13 protein-coding genes and 1 pseudogene are annotated in these 17,589 nt (G+C 71.3%); 9 read left to right on the top strand and 5 right to left on the bottom strand.

What is annotated here, in order from left to right; all coding sequences use genetic code 11:
* The first annotated feature begins 5 nt into the window (after window positions 1-5).
* Window positions 6-935: an ABC transporter substrate-binding protein gene (locus U870_RS0102650; RefSeq protein WP_025155873.1), complete on the top strand. Its 930-nt coding sequence runs from the start codon at window positions 6-8 to the stop codon at window positions 933-935.
* A 6-nt stretch (window positions 936-941) separates the two neighbouring features.
* Here U870_RS0102650 and U870_RS0102645 read toward each other — a convergent pair whose 3' ends face one another.
* The 4 genes from U870_RS0102645 to U870_RS0102630 are packed head-to-tail and all read right to left on the bottom strand — an operon-like array spanning window position 942 to window position 3,564.
* Window positions 942-1,616 (bottom strand): DedA family protein, encoded by a 675-nt coding sequence (locus tag U870_RS0102645; protein ID WP_025155872.1) that lies wholly within the window; start codon window positions 1,614-1,616, stop codon window positions 942-944.
* Window positions 1,613-2,203: a TetR/AcrR family transcriptional regulator gene (locus U870_RS0102640; RefSeq protein WP_025155871.1), complete on the bottom strand. Its 591-nt coding sequence runs from the start codon at window positions 2,201-2,203 to the stop codon at window positions 1,613-1,615. The genes U870_RS0102645 and U870_RS0102640 overlap by 4 nt, the downstream gene beginning before the upstream one ends.
* 42 nt (window positions 2,204-2,245) lie before the next feature.
* Complete coding sequence (locus tag U870_RS0102635; RefSeq protein WP_025155870.1) at window positions 2,246-3,190, bottom strand: M56 family metallopeptidase; 945 nt, start codon at window positions 3,188-3,190, stop codon at window positions 2,246-2,248.
* Between the two features lie 5 nt (window positions 3,191-3,195).
* A complete protein-coding gene (locus U870_RS0102630) occupies window positions 3,196-3,564 on the bottom strand; it encodes a BlaI/MecI/CopY family transcriptional regulator (RefSeq protein ID WP_025155869.1) in 369 nt (122 codons plus the stop codon).
* A gap of 95 nt (window positions 3,565-3,659) precedes the next feature.
* Between U870_RS0102630 and U870_RS0102625 the strand changes: the two genes are divergently transcribed.
* The 4 genes from U870_RS0102625 to cydC are packed head-to-tail and all read left to right on the top strand — an operon-like array spanning window position 3,660 to window position 9,419.
* Window positions 3,660-5,072 (top strand): cytochrome ubiquinol oxidase subunit I, encoded by a 1,413-nt coding sequence (locus U870_RS0102625; protein ID WP_025155868.1) that lies wholly within the window; start codon window positions 3,660-3,662, stop codon window positions 5,070-5,072.
* Between the two features lie 13 nt (window positions 5,073-5,085).
* A complete protein-coding gene (gene cydB / locus U870_RS0102620; protein ID WP_025155867.1) occupies window positions 5,086-6,105 on the top strand; it encodes a cytochrome d ubiquinol oxidase subunit II in 1,020 nt (339 codons plus the stop codon).
* A 4-nt stretch (window positions 6,106-6,109) separates the two neighbouring features.
* Window positions 6,110-7,756, top strand: coding sequence for a thiol reductant ABC exporter subunit CydD (gene cydD / locus U870_RS0102615; RefSeq protein ID WP_025155866.1), 1,647 nt, complete (start codon window positions 6,110-6,112; stop codon window positions 7,754-7,756).
* Window positions 7,746-9,419: a thiol reductant ABC exporter subunit CydC gene (gene cydC / locus U870_RS0102610; RefSeq protein WP_025155865.1), complete on the top strand. Its 1,674-nt coding sequence runs from the start codon at window positions 7,746-7,748 to the stop codon at window positions 9,417-9,419. Before cydD ends, cydC begins: the two co-directional genes overlap by 11 nt.
* Before the next feature lie 6 nt (window positions 9,420-9,425).
* On the opposite strand, the gene U870_RS0102605 is transcribed toward cydC, so the two are convergent.
* Window positions 9,426-10,220 carry an aminotransferase class IV gene (locus U870_RS0102605; RefSeq protein WP_025155864.1) on the bottom strand — a complete coding sequence of 265 codons (795 nt, stop codon included), beginning with the start codon at window positions 10,218-10,220 and terminating at the stop codon, window positions 9,426-9,428.
* A gap of 17 nt (window positions 10,221-10,237) precedes the next feature.
* On the opposite strand from U870_RS0102605, the gene U870_RS0102600 reads away from it, so the two are divergent.
* The 4 genes and pseudogenes from U870_RS0102600 to U870_RS25020 all read left to right on the top strand — a co-directional run.
* Window positions 10,238-11,713, top strand: coding sequence for an anthranilate synthase component I family protein (locus tag U870_RS0102600; RefSeq protein WP_025155863.1), 1,476 nt, complete (start codon window positions 10,238-10,240; stop codon window positions 11,711-11,713).
* 161 nt (window positions 11,714-11,874) lie between these two features.
* On the top strand, window positions 11,875-14,463 hold the full coding sequence (gene leuS / locus U870_RS0102595; RefSeq protein WP_025155862.1) for a leucine--tRNA ligase: 2,589 nt from the start codon (window positions 11,875-11,877) through the stop codon (window positions 14,461-14,463).
* Between the two features lie 110 nt (window positions 14,464-14,573).
* Window positions 14,574-15,224 carry a helix-hairpin-helix domain-containing protein gene (locus U870_RS0102590; RefSeq protein ID WP_029947096.1) on the top strand — a complete coding sequence of 217 codons (651 nt, stop codon included), beginning with the start codon at window positions 14,574-14,576 and terminating at the stop codon, window positions 15,222-15,224.
* Window positions 15,224-17,434, top strand: a pseudogene (locus U870_RS25020) (ComEC/Rec2 family competence protein); the annotation flags it as partial. The gene U870_RS0102590 and the pseudogene U870_RS25020, both read left to right, overlap by 1 nt.
* Between the last annotated feature and the right edge of the window lie 155 nt (window positions 17,435-17,589).

The raw sequence follows: 17,589 nt of genomic DNA, 5'->3' as shown, positions 1-17,589 counted from the left end.
CCAACATGTTCGCATCCAAGAGAGGCCGCATCGCGGCCGGCGTGGTCGCGGCGGGAGCACTCCTCGCTCTCAGCGCGTGCTCGTCCGGCGGCGGCGCGCTCGGCGGCAACACCTCGTCCTCGTCGAGTGACAGCGTCACCATCGGCTCGGCCGCGTTCGGCGAGTCCGAGATCCTCATGCAGGTCTACGGCCAAGCGCTGGCGGCCAACGGCGTCAAGGTCAACTACAAGCCGAGCATCGGCCAGCGCGACATCTACCTGAAGGCGTTGCAGGACGGTTCCATCGACCTCATCCCCGAGTACAGCGGCAACCTCCTGCAGTTCTACAAGAAGGACGCCACCGCCACCTCCAGCGACGACGTCTACGCGGCGCTGAAGTCGGCGCTCCCTTCGGGCTACGAGGTGCTCGACCAGGCCAAGGCGCAGGACGCCGACTCGTACAACGTCACCAAGGAGTTCTCGGACAAGTGGGGCGTCACCAGCCTCGCCGACCTCTCCAAGGTCACCGAGCCGCTGACCGTCGGCGCGAACCCGGAGTTCGAGACCCGGCCGTACGGCATCCCGGGCCTCAAGTCCGCGTACGGCGTGACCGCGACGCTCAAGCCGATCAGCGACTCGGGCGGCCCGCTGACCGTCACGGCGCTCAAGAACGGCGACGTGCAGCTGGCCGACATCTACACGACGACACCGGCCATCAAGGACAACGGTTTCGTCACGCTGAAGGACCCGAAGAGCTTGATCGCGGCGCAGAACATCGTTCCGCTGATCAACAGCGGCAAGGCGTCCGACACGGTCAAGAAGGTGCTGAACGCCCTCTCGGCCGAGCTGACCACAGATGACCTCATCACCATGAACAGCGAGAACCAGGGCGACAGCAAGACCGCGCCCGACGTGGTCGCGAAGAACTGGCTGAAGGACCACCCGGTCAAGCTGTAGCGGGAGTCACTCCCCGTCCTGCGGCGGCTCGGGCGACCGGGCCGCCGCACCCATGTGCGCCGCCTCGCGCTTCTGCAGCACCTTCTTCACCAGGAAGACGAGCAGGACGAACACCGCGATGATGGCCACGAAGATGTATCCCGCCCAGTGCAGCTCGCGCGAGAGTTCCCGATAGCTGCCCGCGGCCAGCGATCCGACCGTGACGTACGCGAACGCCCAGAGCACGCAGGCGGGCACGGTCCACGTCATGAAGGTGCGGTAGCGCATCGGGCTCATCCCGACGGTCAACGGGATGAGCGAGTGCAGCACCGGGAGGAACCGGGAGAGGAAGACGGCGATTCCGCCGCGCCGTGCCAGGTAGGCCTCGGCCTTGTCGAAGTTGTCCTGTCCCAGCCGGCGCCCGAGTCGGCTCGCCCGGATGCGGGGCCCGAACCACCGGCCCAGCGCGAACCCGATCGACTCGCCGCAGAGCGCGCCGACGACGACGACCGCCACCATCGCGGCGTACTCCACCGGGCCGTCCACCGCGGTGCTGGCTACGAGCACCACGGTGTCTCCGGGGACCACGAGACCGATGAGGATCGACGTCTCGAGCATGATGCCCACTCCCGCGAGGAGCGTGCGCAGCACGGGGTCCACGCTCTGGACCAGGTCGAGGAGCCAGGTGAGGGCCTCGTTCACGCGGTCGGGGCCGTCCGCACGAGGTCCCAGAACGCGGTGAGGGCGTCGGCCATGTCCGCCGACGGGTCGAGCATCCACTGCACCTGCATGCCGTCGGCGACGGCGATCCCCAGCCGGGCGAGCTGGCGGGCGTCGACCGCGTCAGTCATCCGCCCCGCCTCCTGCTCGGCGCGGAGGTACTGCTCCAGGCCGCCGACGATCCGCTCGTAGCGCTCCACGAAGTAGTCGTGCCCGGGGTGTTCCGGATCGGCCGCCTCGGCCGACAGGGTCGCGTAGAGCTGCACCAGTCCGGGCACCTCCGCGTTGTGCCGGATGACGCGGACGAGCCCGTCCACGGCGTCCGACCACTGGTCGTCGAGCGCGGCCTCGCCGGTGTCCACCTCGTCGCGCTTGCGCAGCACCTCCGAGAAGAGCTCCTCCTTCGAGGAGAAGTGGTGCAGCAGCCCGGCCTGACTCAGCCCCACCGATTCGGCGATCTCGCGGAGCGATGCTCGGCGGTATCCCTTCGCGGCGAAGACTTCCAGCGCGCGCGAGAGGATCTCCTCCCGTTTGGCGATTCCCTTGGCGTACGAGCCCTTCTTCGGCATAACGACGATGCTACTGGGCGGCGCCTGGGAGAGCGGGGGAGGTCAGCTGGTGAGGACGAGGACCGGAGGGACCACCACGAGCAGCACGGTCGCGACGGAGACCGCCGCCCGCAGCGCCGGCCCGACCGTCCGGCGTCCGGCGGTGAGGCGCGCCTCGCGGGCGAGGAGGGCGTCGCGGCGCTGCTCGGGCGTGCGCCGGTCCTTCGGGGCGCCCAGGGCGGTGCCGGCGGTCCCGGTCTCGTCCACGATGCGGATGGCCTCCGCGAGCACCGGGTCGCCGGACGACCGGCGGGCCGTGTCGTCGGCGAGCATCTCGAGCAGAAGCGCGACGGCGTCCTGGGCCCGCGTGGCGATCGGGAACCAGGGCAGGGCGCGCTTCCAGGAGCGGAACGCGTCGAGCAGGAGGTGGTGCTTCTGGCGCAGATGCGTGCGCTCGTGCGCGATCACCGCGTCAAGCTCCTCCGGGCTGAGCAGCGCGATCATCCCCTCGGACAGGACCGTGACGCTGCGGGCGCCGGGCAGGCAGTACGCCGCCGGGGCGGGATGATCGATCACGCGCGTGCTGGGCACATCGGGGAGGGGCGAGCTGAGCAGTCGCAGCAACTCCATGTGCTGGTGCCGCTGCCGGCGGCTGCGCTCCGAGGTGAGGGCCAGGTTGAGCACGAGGTGCGCGGTGAGAAGCACCGCGGCGCTGAGCAGGAAGGCGTTCAGCAGCGTCACCCCGGCCGGCAGCGGTCCGGAGAAGACGGTCCCCGCCGCGGCCCCGATACGATCCCAGAGGTCCGCGCCGAACGGCTGCAGTCCGGCGAGCAGCAGGGATCCGATCATCGAGATGCCACCGGCGAGGGCGATGGACTGCCAGAGCGCGACCGCGAGCACCGGTGCGGCGGGTGGCCAGGTCGCGCGCGCGAGCAGGACGGGCACGGGCCAGGCCAGGGCGATCGCCAGCAGTCCCAGGACGATGGCCGTCTCGTTGACGGGGAGCACGGCGGCTAGGAGGCGCGGGCCTCGAGCAGACGGCGCAGCACCTGCGCCTCGGACTCGTCGACGGAGCCCACGAAGAACGCGAGGGCCTCGGTGCGGTCGGAGGAGGACTCGAGCACCTCGCGCATCAGATCGGCGACGTGGCCGGCCCGGGTGAGCGAGGCGAAGTAGAGGTGCGGACGCGCGTCGCGGTCCCGCGCCACCATCCCCTTCTGCTCGAGGCGGGAGAGGACCGTGAGCACGGTGGTGAGAGCGGGAGTCTTGCCGTCTCCGCGAGCGGCCGATAGCTTGTCGCGTAACTCGTTGGCGGTGATCGGGGCGTCGCCCGCCCACAGGGTGTCCATGACAGCCTGTTCCAGTTCTCCGAGATTTGCCACGGATATAGCGTACGCGAACATGCTGAGAATGTTCTACACTCTGTAGAAGACGCACTTCTACATCCTGTAGAAGACCGATCGAAGGGTGAGACGCCGTGCACGATCTCTTGGACCCGCTGCTGCTGTCGCGGTGGCAGTTCGGGCTCACAACGATCTACCATTTCCTGTTCGTGCCGCTGACGATCGGCGTCGTCACCGTGGTCGCGATCTTCCAGACCTGCTGGTACCGCACGGGCAAGGTGCACTACCTGCAGCTCACCCACTTCTTCGGCAAGATCTTCCTGATCAACTTCGCCATGGGCGTGGTGACCGGAATCGTGCAGGAGTTCCAGTTCGGTATGAACTGGTCGGACTACTCGCGGTTCGTGGGCGATATCTTCGGCGCCCCGCTCGCCTTGGAGGGCCTGCTGGCCTTCTTCCTCGAGGCGACGTTCATCGGCCTGTGGATCTTCGGCTGGGACAAGCTGCCGAAGGGTCTGCACCTGGCGACCATCTGGCTCACCGCAGCGGGCAGCATCCTGTCCGCCTACTTCATCATCGCCGCGAACGCCTTCATGCAGAACCCGGTCGGGTACACGCTGAACCCCGAGCGCGGACGAGCCGAGCTCACCGACATCTGGGCGGTGCTCACCAACAAGGTGGCGCTTGCCGCCTTCCCGCATACGATCTTCGGCGCCTTCATGGTGTCGGCGGGGCTGATCATCACCGTTGCGGCCTGGCACCTCTCGCGCAACCAGCACCTCGAGACCATGCGACCCGCCCTCAAGTTCAGCCTCTGGATGATGGTGGTCGCCGGGATCGGCACCGTGCTGAGCGGCGACCAGCTCGGCCTCGCCATGGTGCAGACGCAGCCCATGAAGATGGCGGCTGCGGAGGCGCTCTACAAGACATCGACGGGTGCGGACGCCTCGTTCTCGATCTTCACCCTCGGGACACCGGACGGTGTGCACGAGTTGTTCTCGATCCGCGTGCCCTATCTGCTGTCGTTCCTGTCGACGCACACGCTCGACGGCACCGTCGAGGGCATCAACGATCTCCAGGCGCAGTACGTCCAGCTGTACGGACCGGGCGACTACACCCCGACGATCTGGATCACCTACTGGGCGTTCCGCTGGATGATCGGCCTCGGCATGCTCCACGTGCTGGTCGCCGTCGTCGGCCTCTGGCTGACCCGCAAGGGCCGCATGCCGAAGCACCAGTGGCAGTGGAAGCTTGCCATCTGGGCGATGCCGCTCTCGCTCGCCGCCATGATCGTCGGCTGGATCTTCACGGAGATGGGGCGGCAACCCTGGATCGTCTTCAGCCTCATGAAGACGGCGGACGGCGTCTCGCCCAACACCACGGGGCTCGATGTGCTGATCTCGATCGTCGCCTTCACCCTCGTCTACGGCGCGCTCGCGGTCGTCGAGTTCAAGCTGATCAAGCGTGCGGCCCAGAAGGGTCCGGCCCCGGTCGAGGAGCATATCGACGAAGAGGGCAAGCACATCCCGGTCACGACGGTCTATTAGGAGGAGACGGAAAATGGATCTCGCAATTCTCTGGTTCGGCATCGTCGCCTTCTTCTTCGTCGGCTACTTCGTGCTCGACGGATTCGACTTCGGCGTCGGAATGGCGCTGCCCTTCCTGGGCAAGGACGACGTGGACCGCCGCGTCATGATCAACACCATCGGCCCGGTCTGGGACCTCAACGAGACCTGGGTGATCGTGGGAGGCGCCGCCCTGTTCGCGGCCTTCCCGGAGTGGTACGCCACACTGTTCAGCGGGTTCTACCTCGCCCTGCTGCTCATCCTGATCGCCCTGATCCTGCGCGGTGTGTCGTTCGAGTACCGGCACCAGCGGGACAGCACGCGCTGGAAGAAGTGGTTCGACGGGATGATCGTGTTCGGTTCCGCCGCGCCGGCGTTCCTCTGGGGCTGCGCGTTCGCCAACATCGTGCAGGGCGTCGCGCTCGATGCCGGCCACAACTACACGGGCACCCTGTTCGATCTGCTGAACGGGTACGGGCTGCTCGGTGGTCTGACCACCCTGCTGCTGTTCTTCACCCACGGTGTCGTGTTCATCTCCCTCAAGACGGACGGCGCCATCCGGGAGCGGGCACGCAAGCTGGCCGTGAAGTCGGGGGCCGCGGCGATCGTCGTGGCCGCGTCCTTCCTGCTCTGGACCGGCATCGCGCACTTCTCGGTGACGTTCCTGGTGCTCGCGGCACTGGCCGCGGTCGCGCTCATCGCGTCGTGGGTCGCCAACCTGCGCGGCGCGGAGGGCTGGTCGTTCGCGCTGATGGCGGCGACGATCGCGTTCGCGGTGATCTCGCTCTTCGCCGCGCTCTTCCCGAACGTGATGCCGTCGTCCCCGAACCCGGAGAACAGCCTCACGATCGCGAACGCCTCCAGCACCACCGCGACGCTCACCGTGATGACCTGGGTGGCGGCGATCTTCCTGCCGCTGATCCTGCTCTACCAGGGCTTCACCTACTGGGTCTTCCGCAAGCGCGTCACCCGGGCGAGCATCCCGGACCAGGCGCCAGAGCCTGTGAACGCCTGACCCTGTGAAGCCCTTCGATCCCCGCCTGCTCCGGTACGCCTCGGCGACCCGGGGGACGCTCGCCGCCGGCGGTCTGCTCGCTCTCGTGCAGACCGCCGCCGGCCTGGCGTTCGCCTGGCTCGTGACGCAGCTGATCGTCCGCGCCATCGCAGGGGAGGGTCTCGCCGCCCTGAGCGGACTGGTGGCACTACTGGTCCTCGTCGTCATCGGACGCGGGGCCGTGCTCTGGCTGGTCGACGCCGTCGCCGCCCGCGGTGGCGCGCGCGTGGTCGGGCAGCTCCGCGAGCGCCTCATGTCCGCGGTCGCGACGCTGGGGCCCGGGTGGACGGCCTCCCGCAGCTCGGCCGACGTGGCCCTGGTTGCCGGGCGCGGCATGGATGCGCTCGACGGATACTTCGGCAAGTACCTGCCGCAACTGATCGCGACGGCCGTCGCCACGCCGATCCTCGTGGTGGTGATCGGCTGGCAGGACCTCACCAGCGGCATCATCATCGTCCTCACCCTCCCGCTGATCCCGCTCTTCATGGTGCTCGTCGGCTGGGCGACCCAGGCGGCCCAGAAGCGGCAGTGGACGGCGCTCTCGACGCTGTCCCGGGGCTTCCTCGACGTGGTCGGCGGCCTGTCGACGCTGAAGCTCTTCGGTCGGCAGCACCGGCAGGAGGGGCGCATCCGCTCGGTGAGCGACGACTACCGGCTGCACACCATGAAGGTGCTCCGGATGTCGTTCCTCTCCGGTTTCGTGCTCGAGCTGGCCGCGAGTCTGTCCGTCGCCCTCGTCGCGGTGACGATCGGCCTGCGGCTCGTCGCCGGCGACATGGAGTTGTCGGTCGGGCTGTTCGTGCTCCTGCTGGCCCCCGAGGCATTCCTTCCCCTGCGCAACGTCGGCGCCAGCTACCACGCCGCGGCGGAGGGCATCGAGGCGGCCGACAATGCGTTCGCCGTGATCGAGGCGGCGGAAGGCTCCCGTGCGGCGACAGCAGGGACGGCCGGGACCGCCGTGCTCCAGCGGCCGGGGATCCCTGGGCTGGTCTTCGACGACGTCGTCGTGCGCTACGACGGCCGGCCGGTGGTCGGGCCGTTCTCGGCGACGCTGGCGCCCGGAACGCTGGGCGTGCTCAGCGCACCGAGCGGCGCTGGGAAGTCCAGCCTCGTCGCTGCGGCGCTCGGGTTCGCCGACGCGACCGGCACGCTCGTCGCCGGTGGCCGTGCCGACGCCGCCGGCCGACGGGACGCGATCGCCTGGGCCGGACAGCGCCCGGGCCTGATCGCGGGGACGATCGCAGAGAACATCGCGCTCGGCGATCCGCATCCCGAGCGAGCGGCGGTGCTCGACGCTCTCCACGCGGCGGCGGCGGGAGAACTCGATCCCGATGCCGCGGTGGACGCGGGGGGAGTCGGCCTGTCGGGCGGACAGGCACAGCGGGTCGCCGTCGCGCGGGCCCTCTATCGCCTGCGCACCCGGGAGTGCGCGGTGCTCATCCTGGACGAGCCGACGTCGGCCCTGGACGCGGCGACCGAGTCCGCTCTGGTGGCGAGCCTGCGGCGCATCGCCGCCGACGGCACGGCCGTCCTCGTCGTGAGTCACCGCGCGGCCGTGGTCGCTGCGGCCGACGCGATCTTCGAAGTGGAGGCGGTCGACCGTGTCCGCTGATGTCCGTCGGATCCTCCGACTCGCCCTTCCGCCCGCCCGACGGCTCTGGGCGGCCGTCGCCCTCGGCGTGCTCAGCGCGGCGTGCGCAGTAGCGCTTCTGGGCGCATCGGCGTGGCTGATCACCTACGCGGCGGAACAGCCTCCCGTGCTCTTCCTGTCGATGGCCGTCGTCGGCGTGCGCGCGTTCGCGCTCGGCCGCGCGTTCTTCCGCTACCTGGAACGGCTTGCCGGTCACGACGCCGCGTTCCGCCAGCTGCCGGCGATCCGGTCCTCGATGTTCGCGCGCCTGGTGCCGCTGGCTCCCGACGGACTGCGTGGCGCGCGCGGCGGCGATCTGCTCTCGCGGCTCGCCGACGATGTGGACGAGCTGCAGAACCACTCGCTCCGGGTCGTGCAACCGCTGGTGACCTCCGGCGTGATCGCCGTGGCGAGCGTGGTGGTGGCCTTCGTGCTGCTCCCGGAGGCCGGAATCGCGCTGCTGGTGATGCTCCTCGTCGCCGCCGTCGCCGGGTCGCTCGTGAACTCGTGGGCGTCCGGGGCCGCTGAACGCCGCATCGCTCCGTTGCGCGCCGAGCTGACGGACGCCATCCTCGACCTGGTCCGCAACGTGGACGTGCTCACCGCCTTCGGAGCGCTCCCGGCGGCGCAGCAGCGCGTTTCCGAGGCGAGCGGTCGCCTCACCCGCGCGATCCGCGTGCGCGCGGCCGGCCTCGGACTGACGGCCGGAGCGGTGTCCCTGCTGGCCGGTGGCGCGACGATTCTCGGCCTGGTGGGCGGCATCCCCGCCCTCGACGCGGGACGGATCCCGGGCCCGGTGCTCGCCGTGGTCGCGCTGCTGCCGATGGCGGTGTTCGAGGTCTTCGGGATGGTTCCGCTCGCGCTCGGTGCCTGGCGTCAGGTCGCGGCGAGTGCCCAGCGCATCGCCGACACGGCTCCGGCGACGATCCCGGCCGGCGTCCCGATCGACGGCGTCGACGCCGCGCCGCTCGCGGTCGACGGCGTGCCGGCCGTGCGGTTGGCGGGGGTGTCCGCGCATTGGCCGGGTGTCGAGGCGCCCGTGCTGCGCGACATCGACCTCACGCTGGAGCCGGGGGAGCGCGTGCTCCTCACCGGCCCGACCGGCGCGGGCAAGACCGCCCTCGCCCACGTGCTCGTCCGGTTCCTCGAGCACGAGGGCAGCTACGCGCTCGACGGCGTCGAGACGAGGAGCGCGCGTCAGGACGACGTGCGCCGAGTGGTCGGGCTGTGCGAACAGCAGCCGTACCTCTTCGACGCCGACCTGCGGCAGAACCTGCTGTTCGCCCGCGAGACGGCCACCGACGACGAGCTGCGCGCCGTGCTGGAGCGCGTCGGGCTGGCCGAGTGGGCCGACGCGCGCGACGGTCTCGCGACGAGCGTCGGCGAACACGGCGCTCTCGTGTCGGGAGGACAGGCCCAGCGGATCGCGCTGGCGCGCGCGCTGCTCGCCGACTTCCCGGTCCTGGTCGTCGACGAGCCGACCGCGAACGTGGACGTCACCGCCGCCGACCGTGTCGTCCGCGACATCCTGCGCACCGCCGCCGAGGACGGTCGCACGGTGCTGCTCATCTCGCACACCGACGTCCCGCGGGACCTGATCACGCGGAGCGTGGCCCTCGAGGACGGCCGGCTCACGGCGGCGTAGCGGCGGTCAGGCTGCGGGCGGCAGCGGACGGGACAGCATCGCGAAGCGGGCACGCCACGCGTCCGTGCGTGCCGGATCCTGCGACAGCCCGGGGCCGTCCACCCAGGCCGTCACGGCCCGGATGCCGTGCAGGGCGTTGACGGCCCAGAGCGTCACGCCGTCCAGCTGCGCGGGGCGCGCCTCCTCCTCGTCGACCGGCACCCGCAGGGCGGCGGCGATGCCGCGGACGGTGCGCGCGGCGACGCTGTCCACCCGGGGCAGGGACAGCGGGGGCGTGTAGAGCGTGTCGCCGCGCCACCAGAGCAGGGCGGTGGTCGCACCGTCGGCCACGAATCCCCCGTCGAGCAGGATCGCCTCCTGGGCGCCGGCCGCCTGTGCGCGCTGGCGCAGCACCGACAGCCGGTCGATGTCGGGCCCTTTGATGTCGGGAGTCCGTCGCGGGTCGGAGGCCGCCGTGGCGACGACCAGCTCGTTCGTCAGCGCCGGCGCTGTGCGCAACCGGAAACGCAACCGCAGCGCGTCACCGGTGCGCACCAGCTCGAACCGCGGGAACCAGGCACCGGTGCGCGGCAGCGCGCGGACGCCCGCCTCCCAGAACCGCTGCAGCTCCGCTCGGTCGGGGTGCCCCTGCAGACGCCCGGAGTCCTGGAACCGGGAGCCGTGCAGACCGAGGGCGAGAGCGCTGCCGTCGGCGACGAGGAAGGAGTCCGCGACGAGCAGCTCGGTCTCGGCGACCTCGCAGGAGTCCCGGGCGACGAGCTCGCCGCCCGCCCAGTCGAAAAGGGTGCTGCTCGCGTCCATTCGCCTAGGCTAGCCCAGTGGTCCTCACGCTCCGCACGCTGCCGCTCGACGACTGGGTCGATCCGGCGGACGCCTTCGTCGCCCTGTTCGGCGACGCCTCTCCGGCGGGCGCGGCCGACGCCGTCTGGCTCGACAGCGGCCCCGACGCCGTCGACGGTCGCAGCATCATCGGCACGGGACGGCGCACCATCACCGCGTCCGCCGCGCACGGCACGGTCGAGATCGACGGGGTCGTGCATGCGGGCGACGCGATCGATGCGCTGCGCGGCGAACTCGCCGCCGTGGTCGCGGCAGACGGCGGAGGGGCGGCGGACGGCGGAGGGGCGGCGGACGGCGGCCAGGCCGCGGACACTCCGGGCGGTGAGCAGGGCGAGCAGGCGGCGACGCCGTTCGGCTGGGCGGGCTGGCTCGGCTACGAGAGCGGTGCGCGACGGCTGGGCGCCCCGCACACCTCCGGCGACGGCGCCGACTCCGCGCTGGTGCTGCTGGACCGCGTCGTCGTCTTCGACCACGCGCGCCGCCGGGTCCACATCGCTGCGGCGCCGGGAGCCGACCCGGACTGGCCGGAGGCCGCGCGTGCCGCCCTCGCCGGATGCAAGGGTGCAGCGCAGGCGTATCGGGAGGCGCATCCCGTCGCCCCGGCGGAGGTGCGCTGGCGGCACGACGACGACGACTACCTGCGCCTCATCGGTGAATGCCTCGACGCGATCCGGGCCGGCGATGCTTACCAATTGTGCCTGACCAACCTCGCCACCGGTCGGACGGCGGCGGACCCGCTGGCCGTGCACCTCCGGCTCCGCGCGAGCAGTCCGGCCCACCACGCCGGTTTCCTGCGGATCGCCGGCGAGGCGCTGGTCAGCTCGTCCCCTGAGCAGTTCCTGCAGGTGACGTCCGACGGGCGTGTGCGCACCAAGCCGATCAAGGGCACCCGGCCGCGAGGCGCCACGGTCGCCGCGGACCTGGCGCTGCGTGCCCAGCTGGAGGCGAGTGAGAAGGAGCAGGCCGAGAACGTGATGATCGTCGACCTGATGCGCAACGACCTCGCCCGGGTCTGCGAGCTGGGCTCCGTGGAGGTCCGGCATCTGCTCGCCGTCGAGAGCTACGCCCAGGTGCACCAGCTGGTCAGCACGGTGGAGGGGAGGCTGGCCGACGGATCCGGTGCGATCGACGCGGTCGCCGCCTGCTTCCCCGCCGGATCGATGACCGGCGCCCCGAAGCTCAGTGCGATGGGGATCCTCTCCCGGCTCGAGCAGGGGCCGCGCGGGGTGTATGCGGGCTGCTTCGGGATCCTCGGTGCCGACGGGTCGGCGGACCTCGCCATGGTCATCCGCAGCCTCCGCTTCCGTGCCGGTGCGGTCCAGGTCGGGGCCGGCGGCGGCATCACCGCACTCTCCATCCCGGTCGAGGAGCTCGAGGAGGTGCGGGTGAAGGCGGCGGCGCTGCTGCGGGCGGCCGGTCTGACCGCCCGTGTGGACGGGTCCGCGCCGGCTTGACGTGCGCTGGGAACGGACTGGACGCCTCCGACGTTTAGTAGTCTGGAGTCCCGGGCTGCGTGCCCGGCGTCTGCTTCGCCGCCCACCCCGCCCGACGATCGTCGTCACGGTGCGGTCGAGACGGCGGCACACACAGCGCTAGCGAGAAAAACAGGAGTCCCGTGGCACACGAGCACGATTCAGGGAGCACGCCCGTGGAGGGCGCGCAGTACGACTTCGCCGCCATCCAGAACAAGTGGCTTCCCGTCTGGGACGAGCTGAAGCCGTTCGCGACGGCGGACCCGGACGACAAGCGGCCGCGGAAGTACGTGCTCGACATGTTCCCGTACCCGTCGGGCGACCTGCACATGGGTCACGCCGAGGCGTACGCGCTGGGCGACGTGATCGCCCGGTACTGGCGTCAGCAGGGCTTCAACGTGCTGCACCCGATCGGGTGGGACGCGTTCGGCCTGCCCGCCGAGGGGGCCGCCATCAAGCGCAACCTGGATCCGCGCGACTGGACGTACGACAACATCGCGCAGCAGAAGGCCAGCATGCGCCGCTACGCGCCCAGCTTCGACTGGGACCGCGTCATCCAGACCTGCGACCCGGACTACTACCGCTGGAACCAGTGGCTGTTCCTGAAGCTGTACGAGAAGGGCCTGGCCTACCGCAAGGCCAGCCAGGTCAACTGGTGTCCCTTCGACCAGACCGTGCTGGCGAACGAGCAGGTCGTCAACGGACGCTGCGAGCGCTGCGACAACCTGGTCACCAAGAAGAAGCTGACCCAGTGGTACTTCCGCATCACCGATTACGCGGATCGCCTGCTGGACGACCTGAAGCAGCTGGAGGGCGCCTGGCCGTCCAAGGTCCTGAGCATGCAGCGCAACTGGATCGGCCGCTCCACCGGAGCCGACGTGCAGTTCGCGATCGAGGGCCGCGACGAGGCCGTGACGGTCTACACGACGCGGCCGGACACGCTCTACGGCGTGACGTTCATGGTCGTCGCCCCGGACTCCGACCTGGCGGCCGAGCTGGTGGAGGATGCGCGACCGGAGGTCCGCGAGCGGTTCGACGAGTACCTGGCCGCCGTCCGCGGCACGACCGAGATGGACCGGCTGAGCACGGAACGCGAGAAGACCGGCGTGTTCCTGGAGCGGCACGCGATCAACCCGCTGACCGGCGAGCGCATCCCGATCTGGGCGGCCGACTACGTGCTGAGCGACTACGGTCACGGTGCGATCATGGCCGTGCCCGCGCACGACCAGCGCGACCTGGACTTCGCGCGCGCCTTCGACCTGCCGGTGCGGGTGGTCGTCGACACCAATCAGCCGGTCACCGGCGTCATCCCCGTGATCCCCGTCGATCCGGAGACGGGCGAACCGTCGATGCCCGAGGACGCCCCGCTGGAGAACCCGTCGGAGACGGGCGTCGCCCTGACCGGCGAGGGCCGCCTGATCAACTCGGGTCCGTTCGACGGCCTGAGCAAGTCCAACGCGATCCGTCGCGTGACGGAGGCCCTGCAGGGCTCCGGTCTGGGCGAGAGGGCGAAGAACTTCCGTCTGCGCGACTGGCTGATCTCGCGTCAGCGCTACTGGGGCACTCCCATCCCGATCATCCACTGCGACAAGTGCGGCGAGGTGCCCGTCCCCGAGTCGGAGCTGCCCGTGCTGCTGCCGCCGGCGGAGGGTCTCGACCTGAAGCCGAAGGGGACCAGCCCGCTGGGCGCGGCCGAGGACTGGGTCAATGTGGCATGCCCGACCTGTGGCGGCCCGGCGAAGCGCGACGCCGACACCATGGACACGTTCGTCGACAGCTCCTGGTACTTCCTGCGGTTCCTGAACCCGAAGGACGACACCCAGGCGTTCGACCCGCGCGAGGCCGAGAAGTGGGCGCCCGTCGATCAGTACGTCGGCGGCGTGACCCACGCCATCCTGCACCTGCTGTACTCCCGGTTCATCACGAAGGTCCTGTTCGACATGGGCTCGATCAGCTTCACGGAGCCGTTCACGGCGCTGCTGAACCAGGGCATGGTGCTGATGGAGGGCTCCGCGATGTCGAAGTCGCGCGGCAACATCGTGAAGCTGTCCGAGCAGCTCGACGAGCACGGCGTCGACGCCGTGCGCCTGACCATGGCGTTCGCCGGCCCCCCGGAGGACGACATCGACTGGGCGGACGTGTCGCCGTCGGGCAGCGCGAAGTTCCTCGCGCGCGCCTGGCGGGTGGCGCACGACGTCACGAGCGCGCCGGACGTGGTCTGGAAGAACGGCGATCCGGCGCTGCGCCGGGTGACCCACCGCTTCCTCGCCGATGCCCCCGGGCTGATCGAGGCGTTCAAGTTCAACGTCGTCGTCGCCCGCCTGATGGAGCTGGTGAACGCCACGCGCAAGGCGATCGACACCGGCGCCGGCCCGGCCGACGCGGCGGTGCGCGAAGCCGCCGAGGTCACCGCGATGGCCCTCAACCTGTTCGCGCCCTACACGGCGGAGGACATGTGGGAGATCCTCGGCTACGAGGCCTCCGTGGCGTTGGCCCAGTGGCGCAAGGCCGACCCGACGCTCCTGATCGAGGAGTCGGTGACCGCCGTCGTGCAGGTGGACGGCAAGGTGCGCGACCGCGTCGATGTCTCGCCGAAGATCTCCGGCGACGAGCTCGAGGCCCTGGCGCGCGCCTCCGAGGCCGTCGTGCGGTCGGTCGGTGATCGCGAGGTGGTGAACGTGATCGTGCGTGCTCCGCGCCTGGTGAACATCGCGACCCGACCGAAGGCCTGAGCATGCGGTGACGGAATCGGCGGTCCTCCACAGGAGGGCCGCCGATTCTCGTTCTCCACCGATTCCTCCGGGGGCGTCGGCGAGCGATCGCGGCTTCCTAGCGTGGAGGGATGCGACACCGTGCCGAACCCTCCGATGTGGAGCCCCGTGACCGACGGCGGCTGCGGTTGGGCGTCGGCGCGGCGATCGTGCTGCTCCTCGGCGCGTTCGTCGTCGCGATCGCCGCCTCCGCCTTCGCGCAGCGGGGTGCGGAGGTCGAGCTGCCCGCACCGCGCGTCTCGGCTCCGTCGGAGGGGGAACCGACCGGCGGTGCCACAGCCGCCGACGAGGTGTTCGTGCACGTCTCCGGAGCGGTGATCCGCCCGGGGCTGGTCACGCTGGACGCCGGCGCCCGGGTGGTCGACGCGATCTCGGCGGCGGGCGGTCTCACGCCGGAGGCCGATCCGGCGGGGGTGAACCTGGCACGACCGGTGTCCGACGGCGAGCAGCTGATCGTGCCCCGCGAGGGGGAGGCGCCTCCCGCGGTCTCCGGAGGCGCGGCGGGCGCCGGCTCCCCGACGGCGGGCGGTGCCGTCGTGAACGTGAACACCGCGGGTCTCGCCGAATTGGAGACCCTGCCGCGGATCGGCCCGGCGCTCGCGCAGCGCATCCTCGACTGGCGCGCGGCGAACGGACGGTTCAGCGCACCGACCGACCTGCTGAAGGTGACGGGCATCGGGGACAAGGTGTTCGACGGGCTGAAGGACCGGGTCAGCGTGTGATGCCGGACCTGCGTCTCGCCCTTCCCGCTGCGGGACTCTGGGTCGCGTGCGCGCTGGCGATCGGTGCGCCCGACATGGCCGGGTTCGTCGCCGTGGGTGCGGCGGTCTGCGCGGCGGTCGGCGCTGCCCTGCTCGCGGCCCTCCGTGCGGCGGGGCGCGTGCCGGCGGGTCGGCGTCGAGCGCGCGGGTTCGCCGCCGCCGTGCTGTCCGCCGTGGTGTTGGCCGGCGTGGCCGTGGGCTGCGGGGTGACAGCGGTCCGGGCGCCGGGACGAACAGCCGAGTCTCTCGTGGTCGCGGCCGAGAGCCGGCAGACGGTCACGCTGCACGTGCGGACCGAGTCTCCCGGGCGGCGGGTCGCGGCCGGGTTCGACGGTGCCGACCGCTGGAGCTGGAAGGGCACGGCGGTACGGGTCGTCGCGGGCACGAACGGCCGGGCGGACGGTCGCACCGACGGCGGAGGGCGGGCCGCGGCGATCGCGGTGAGCGTCCCGGTCACCGTCTTCGTGGCCGGGTCGACCGGATCGGTCCCTGCGAGCGCGGTCGATGCCGGGGCCCCTGTGCCGCCGTTCGGCGCCGTCGTCGTGGTGACGGGGACGGTGCGCGCGAACGAGCCGGGCGAGTCGACGTCTTTCCGGATTTCCGCCGTCGCGGAGGCGGAGCGGGTGGCGGACCCGCCGGGCTGGGTGCGATGGACCCAGCCGGTGCGCACGGCGTTCGCCCGCGCCGCCCGCGTCACGCCGGGTGACGGCGGTGCCCTTCTTCCCGGGCTCGCGATCGGGGACGAGTCCGCGGTCTCCCCGGAGCTGGACGAGGCGATGAAGGCGAGCGCACTCAGCCATCTGACCGCGGTCTCCGGCGCGAACTGCGCCCTCGTCACCGGTCTGGTCTTCCTCGTCTCGTCGCGGCTGGGCGCCGGCCGGCGGCTGCGCGTCGTCGTGGCCGGAAGCGCGCTGCTCGCCTTCGTGGTGCTGGTCGGCCCCGGCGCCAGCATTCTGCGCGCGGCGGTGATGGCCGCCGTCGTCCTGTTCGCGCTGGCCAGGGGCCGGCCGGCCGACGGGGTGCCCTCGCTGGCCCTGGCGGTCATCGTCCTGCTGGTCCACGACCCGTGGATGTCCCGCGATTTCGGGTTCGCGCTGTCCGTCGCGGCGACCGCCGGACTGCTCCTGCTGGCGGGACCTCTGGCCCGGATGCTGACCCGCTGGATGCCGCGCGGGATCGCCCTCGGGGTCGCGATCCCGGCGGCGGCGCAACTGGCGTGCCAACCGATTCTCATCCTGCTCACTCCGACCATCCCGCTCTACGGCGTCGTGGCGAACCTGCTGGCGGAACCGGCGGCGCCGCTCGCGACGGTGCTCGGTTGCCTCGCCTGCCTGACGCTGCCCTGGTTCCCTGCACTGGGGGATCTGTTCGTCCGGGTGGCCTGGCTGCCCTCCGCATGGATCGCGCAGATCGCCCAGACGGCCGCGGGCCTGCCCGGTGCGGCGCTCCCGTGGGTCGACGGCCTCGCCGGGGTCGTGCTGTGCGCCGGGACACTGGTGGCGGTCGCGGTCCTGACCGCCCGCCGGCTGCTTCCGCGGCCGATCGTCCGTGTGACGGCCCTGGGACTGGTGGCGTCCGTCGTGGGCTACGCGGGCGCCCTCGCCGGAGGCCCGGTCGCACGAACGGTCGCGATGCCCGGTGACTGGCAGATCGCCGCGTGCGACGTGGGGCAGGGGGATGCGCTCGTCCTCCGCGACGGCGACGCGATCGGGCTGATCGACGTCGGACGCACGCCGGACGCGGTGGCGACCTGTCTCGACACGCTCGGCGTGTCTCGGATCGACCTGCTGGTCCTGACGCACTACGACGCCGATCACGTCGCCGGCCTCCCCGGGGTGGTGGATCGGGTGGAGCACGCGGTCGTCGGCCGCACCGCGGGGCCGGCCGACGAGCGCGTCGTCGGGGCGTTGGCCGCGCATGGCGTGACGATGCACGTCGCACGGCGCGGACTCGCCGGATCGCTCGGCCGGCTGCGCTGGGAGGTCCTCTGGCCGAGTGAGGAGGGTGAGGGGACGCCCACGGGCAACGACGGGAGCGTGGTGGTGAGGACCAGCGGCGCCGGTCTGACCGCGCTCTTCCTCGGCGATCTGGGCGAACGCCCCCAGGAACGTCTCCTCGCCGCCGGCGGCATCGGGCCGGTCGACGTCCTCAAGGTCGCCCACCACGGCTCGGCGGACCAGAGCGACGGGCTCTATGCGGCACTCGCACCCCGGATCGGCCTGTTCTCCGTCGGCGCGGACAACGGCTACGGGCACCCCACGCGGCGCGCGCTCGATCTCGTGGGCGGCAGCGGCGGTGTCGCGGCACGGACCGACACCGGGGGGCT

This window comes from Leifsonia aquatica H1aii (assembly GCF_000633535.1).
GTDB lineage: Bacteria > Actinomycetota > Actinomycetes > Actinomycetales > Microbacteriaceae > Leifsonia > Leifsonia aquatica_A.
The sequence above is the reverse complement of the archived record's forward strand: the minus strand, read 5'-3'. Positions and strand labels throughout refer to the sequence as shown.

Excerpts from the sequence above, each read along its gene's own strand:
- U870_RS0102650 (WP_025155873.1), top strand. The coding sequence starts at position 6 with ATGTTCGCATCCAAGAGAGGCCGCATCGCGGCCGGCGTGGTCGCGGCG.
- U870_RS0102640 (WP_025155871.1), bottom strand. The coding sequence starts at position 2,203 with ATGCCGAAGAAGGGCTCGTACGCCAAGGGAATCGCCAAACGGGAGGAG.
- cydB (WP_025155867.1), top strand. The coding sequence starts at position 5,086 with ATGGATCTCGCAATTCTCTGGTTCGGCATCGTCGCCTTCTTCTTCGTC.
- U870_RS0102605 (WP_025155864.1), bottom strand. The coding sequence starts at position 10,220 with ATGGACGCGAGCAGCACCCTTTTCGACTGGGCGGGCGGCGAGCTCGTC.
- U870_RS0102590 (WP_029947096.1), top strand. The coding sequence starts at position 14,574 with ATGCGACACCGTGCCGAACCCTCCGATGTGGAGCCCCGTGACCGACGG.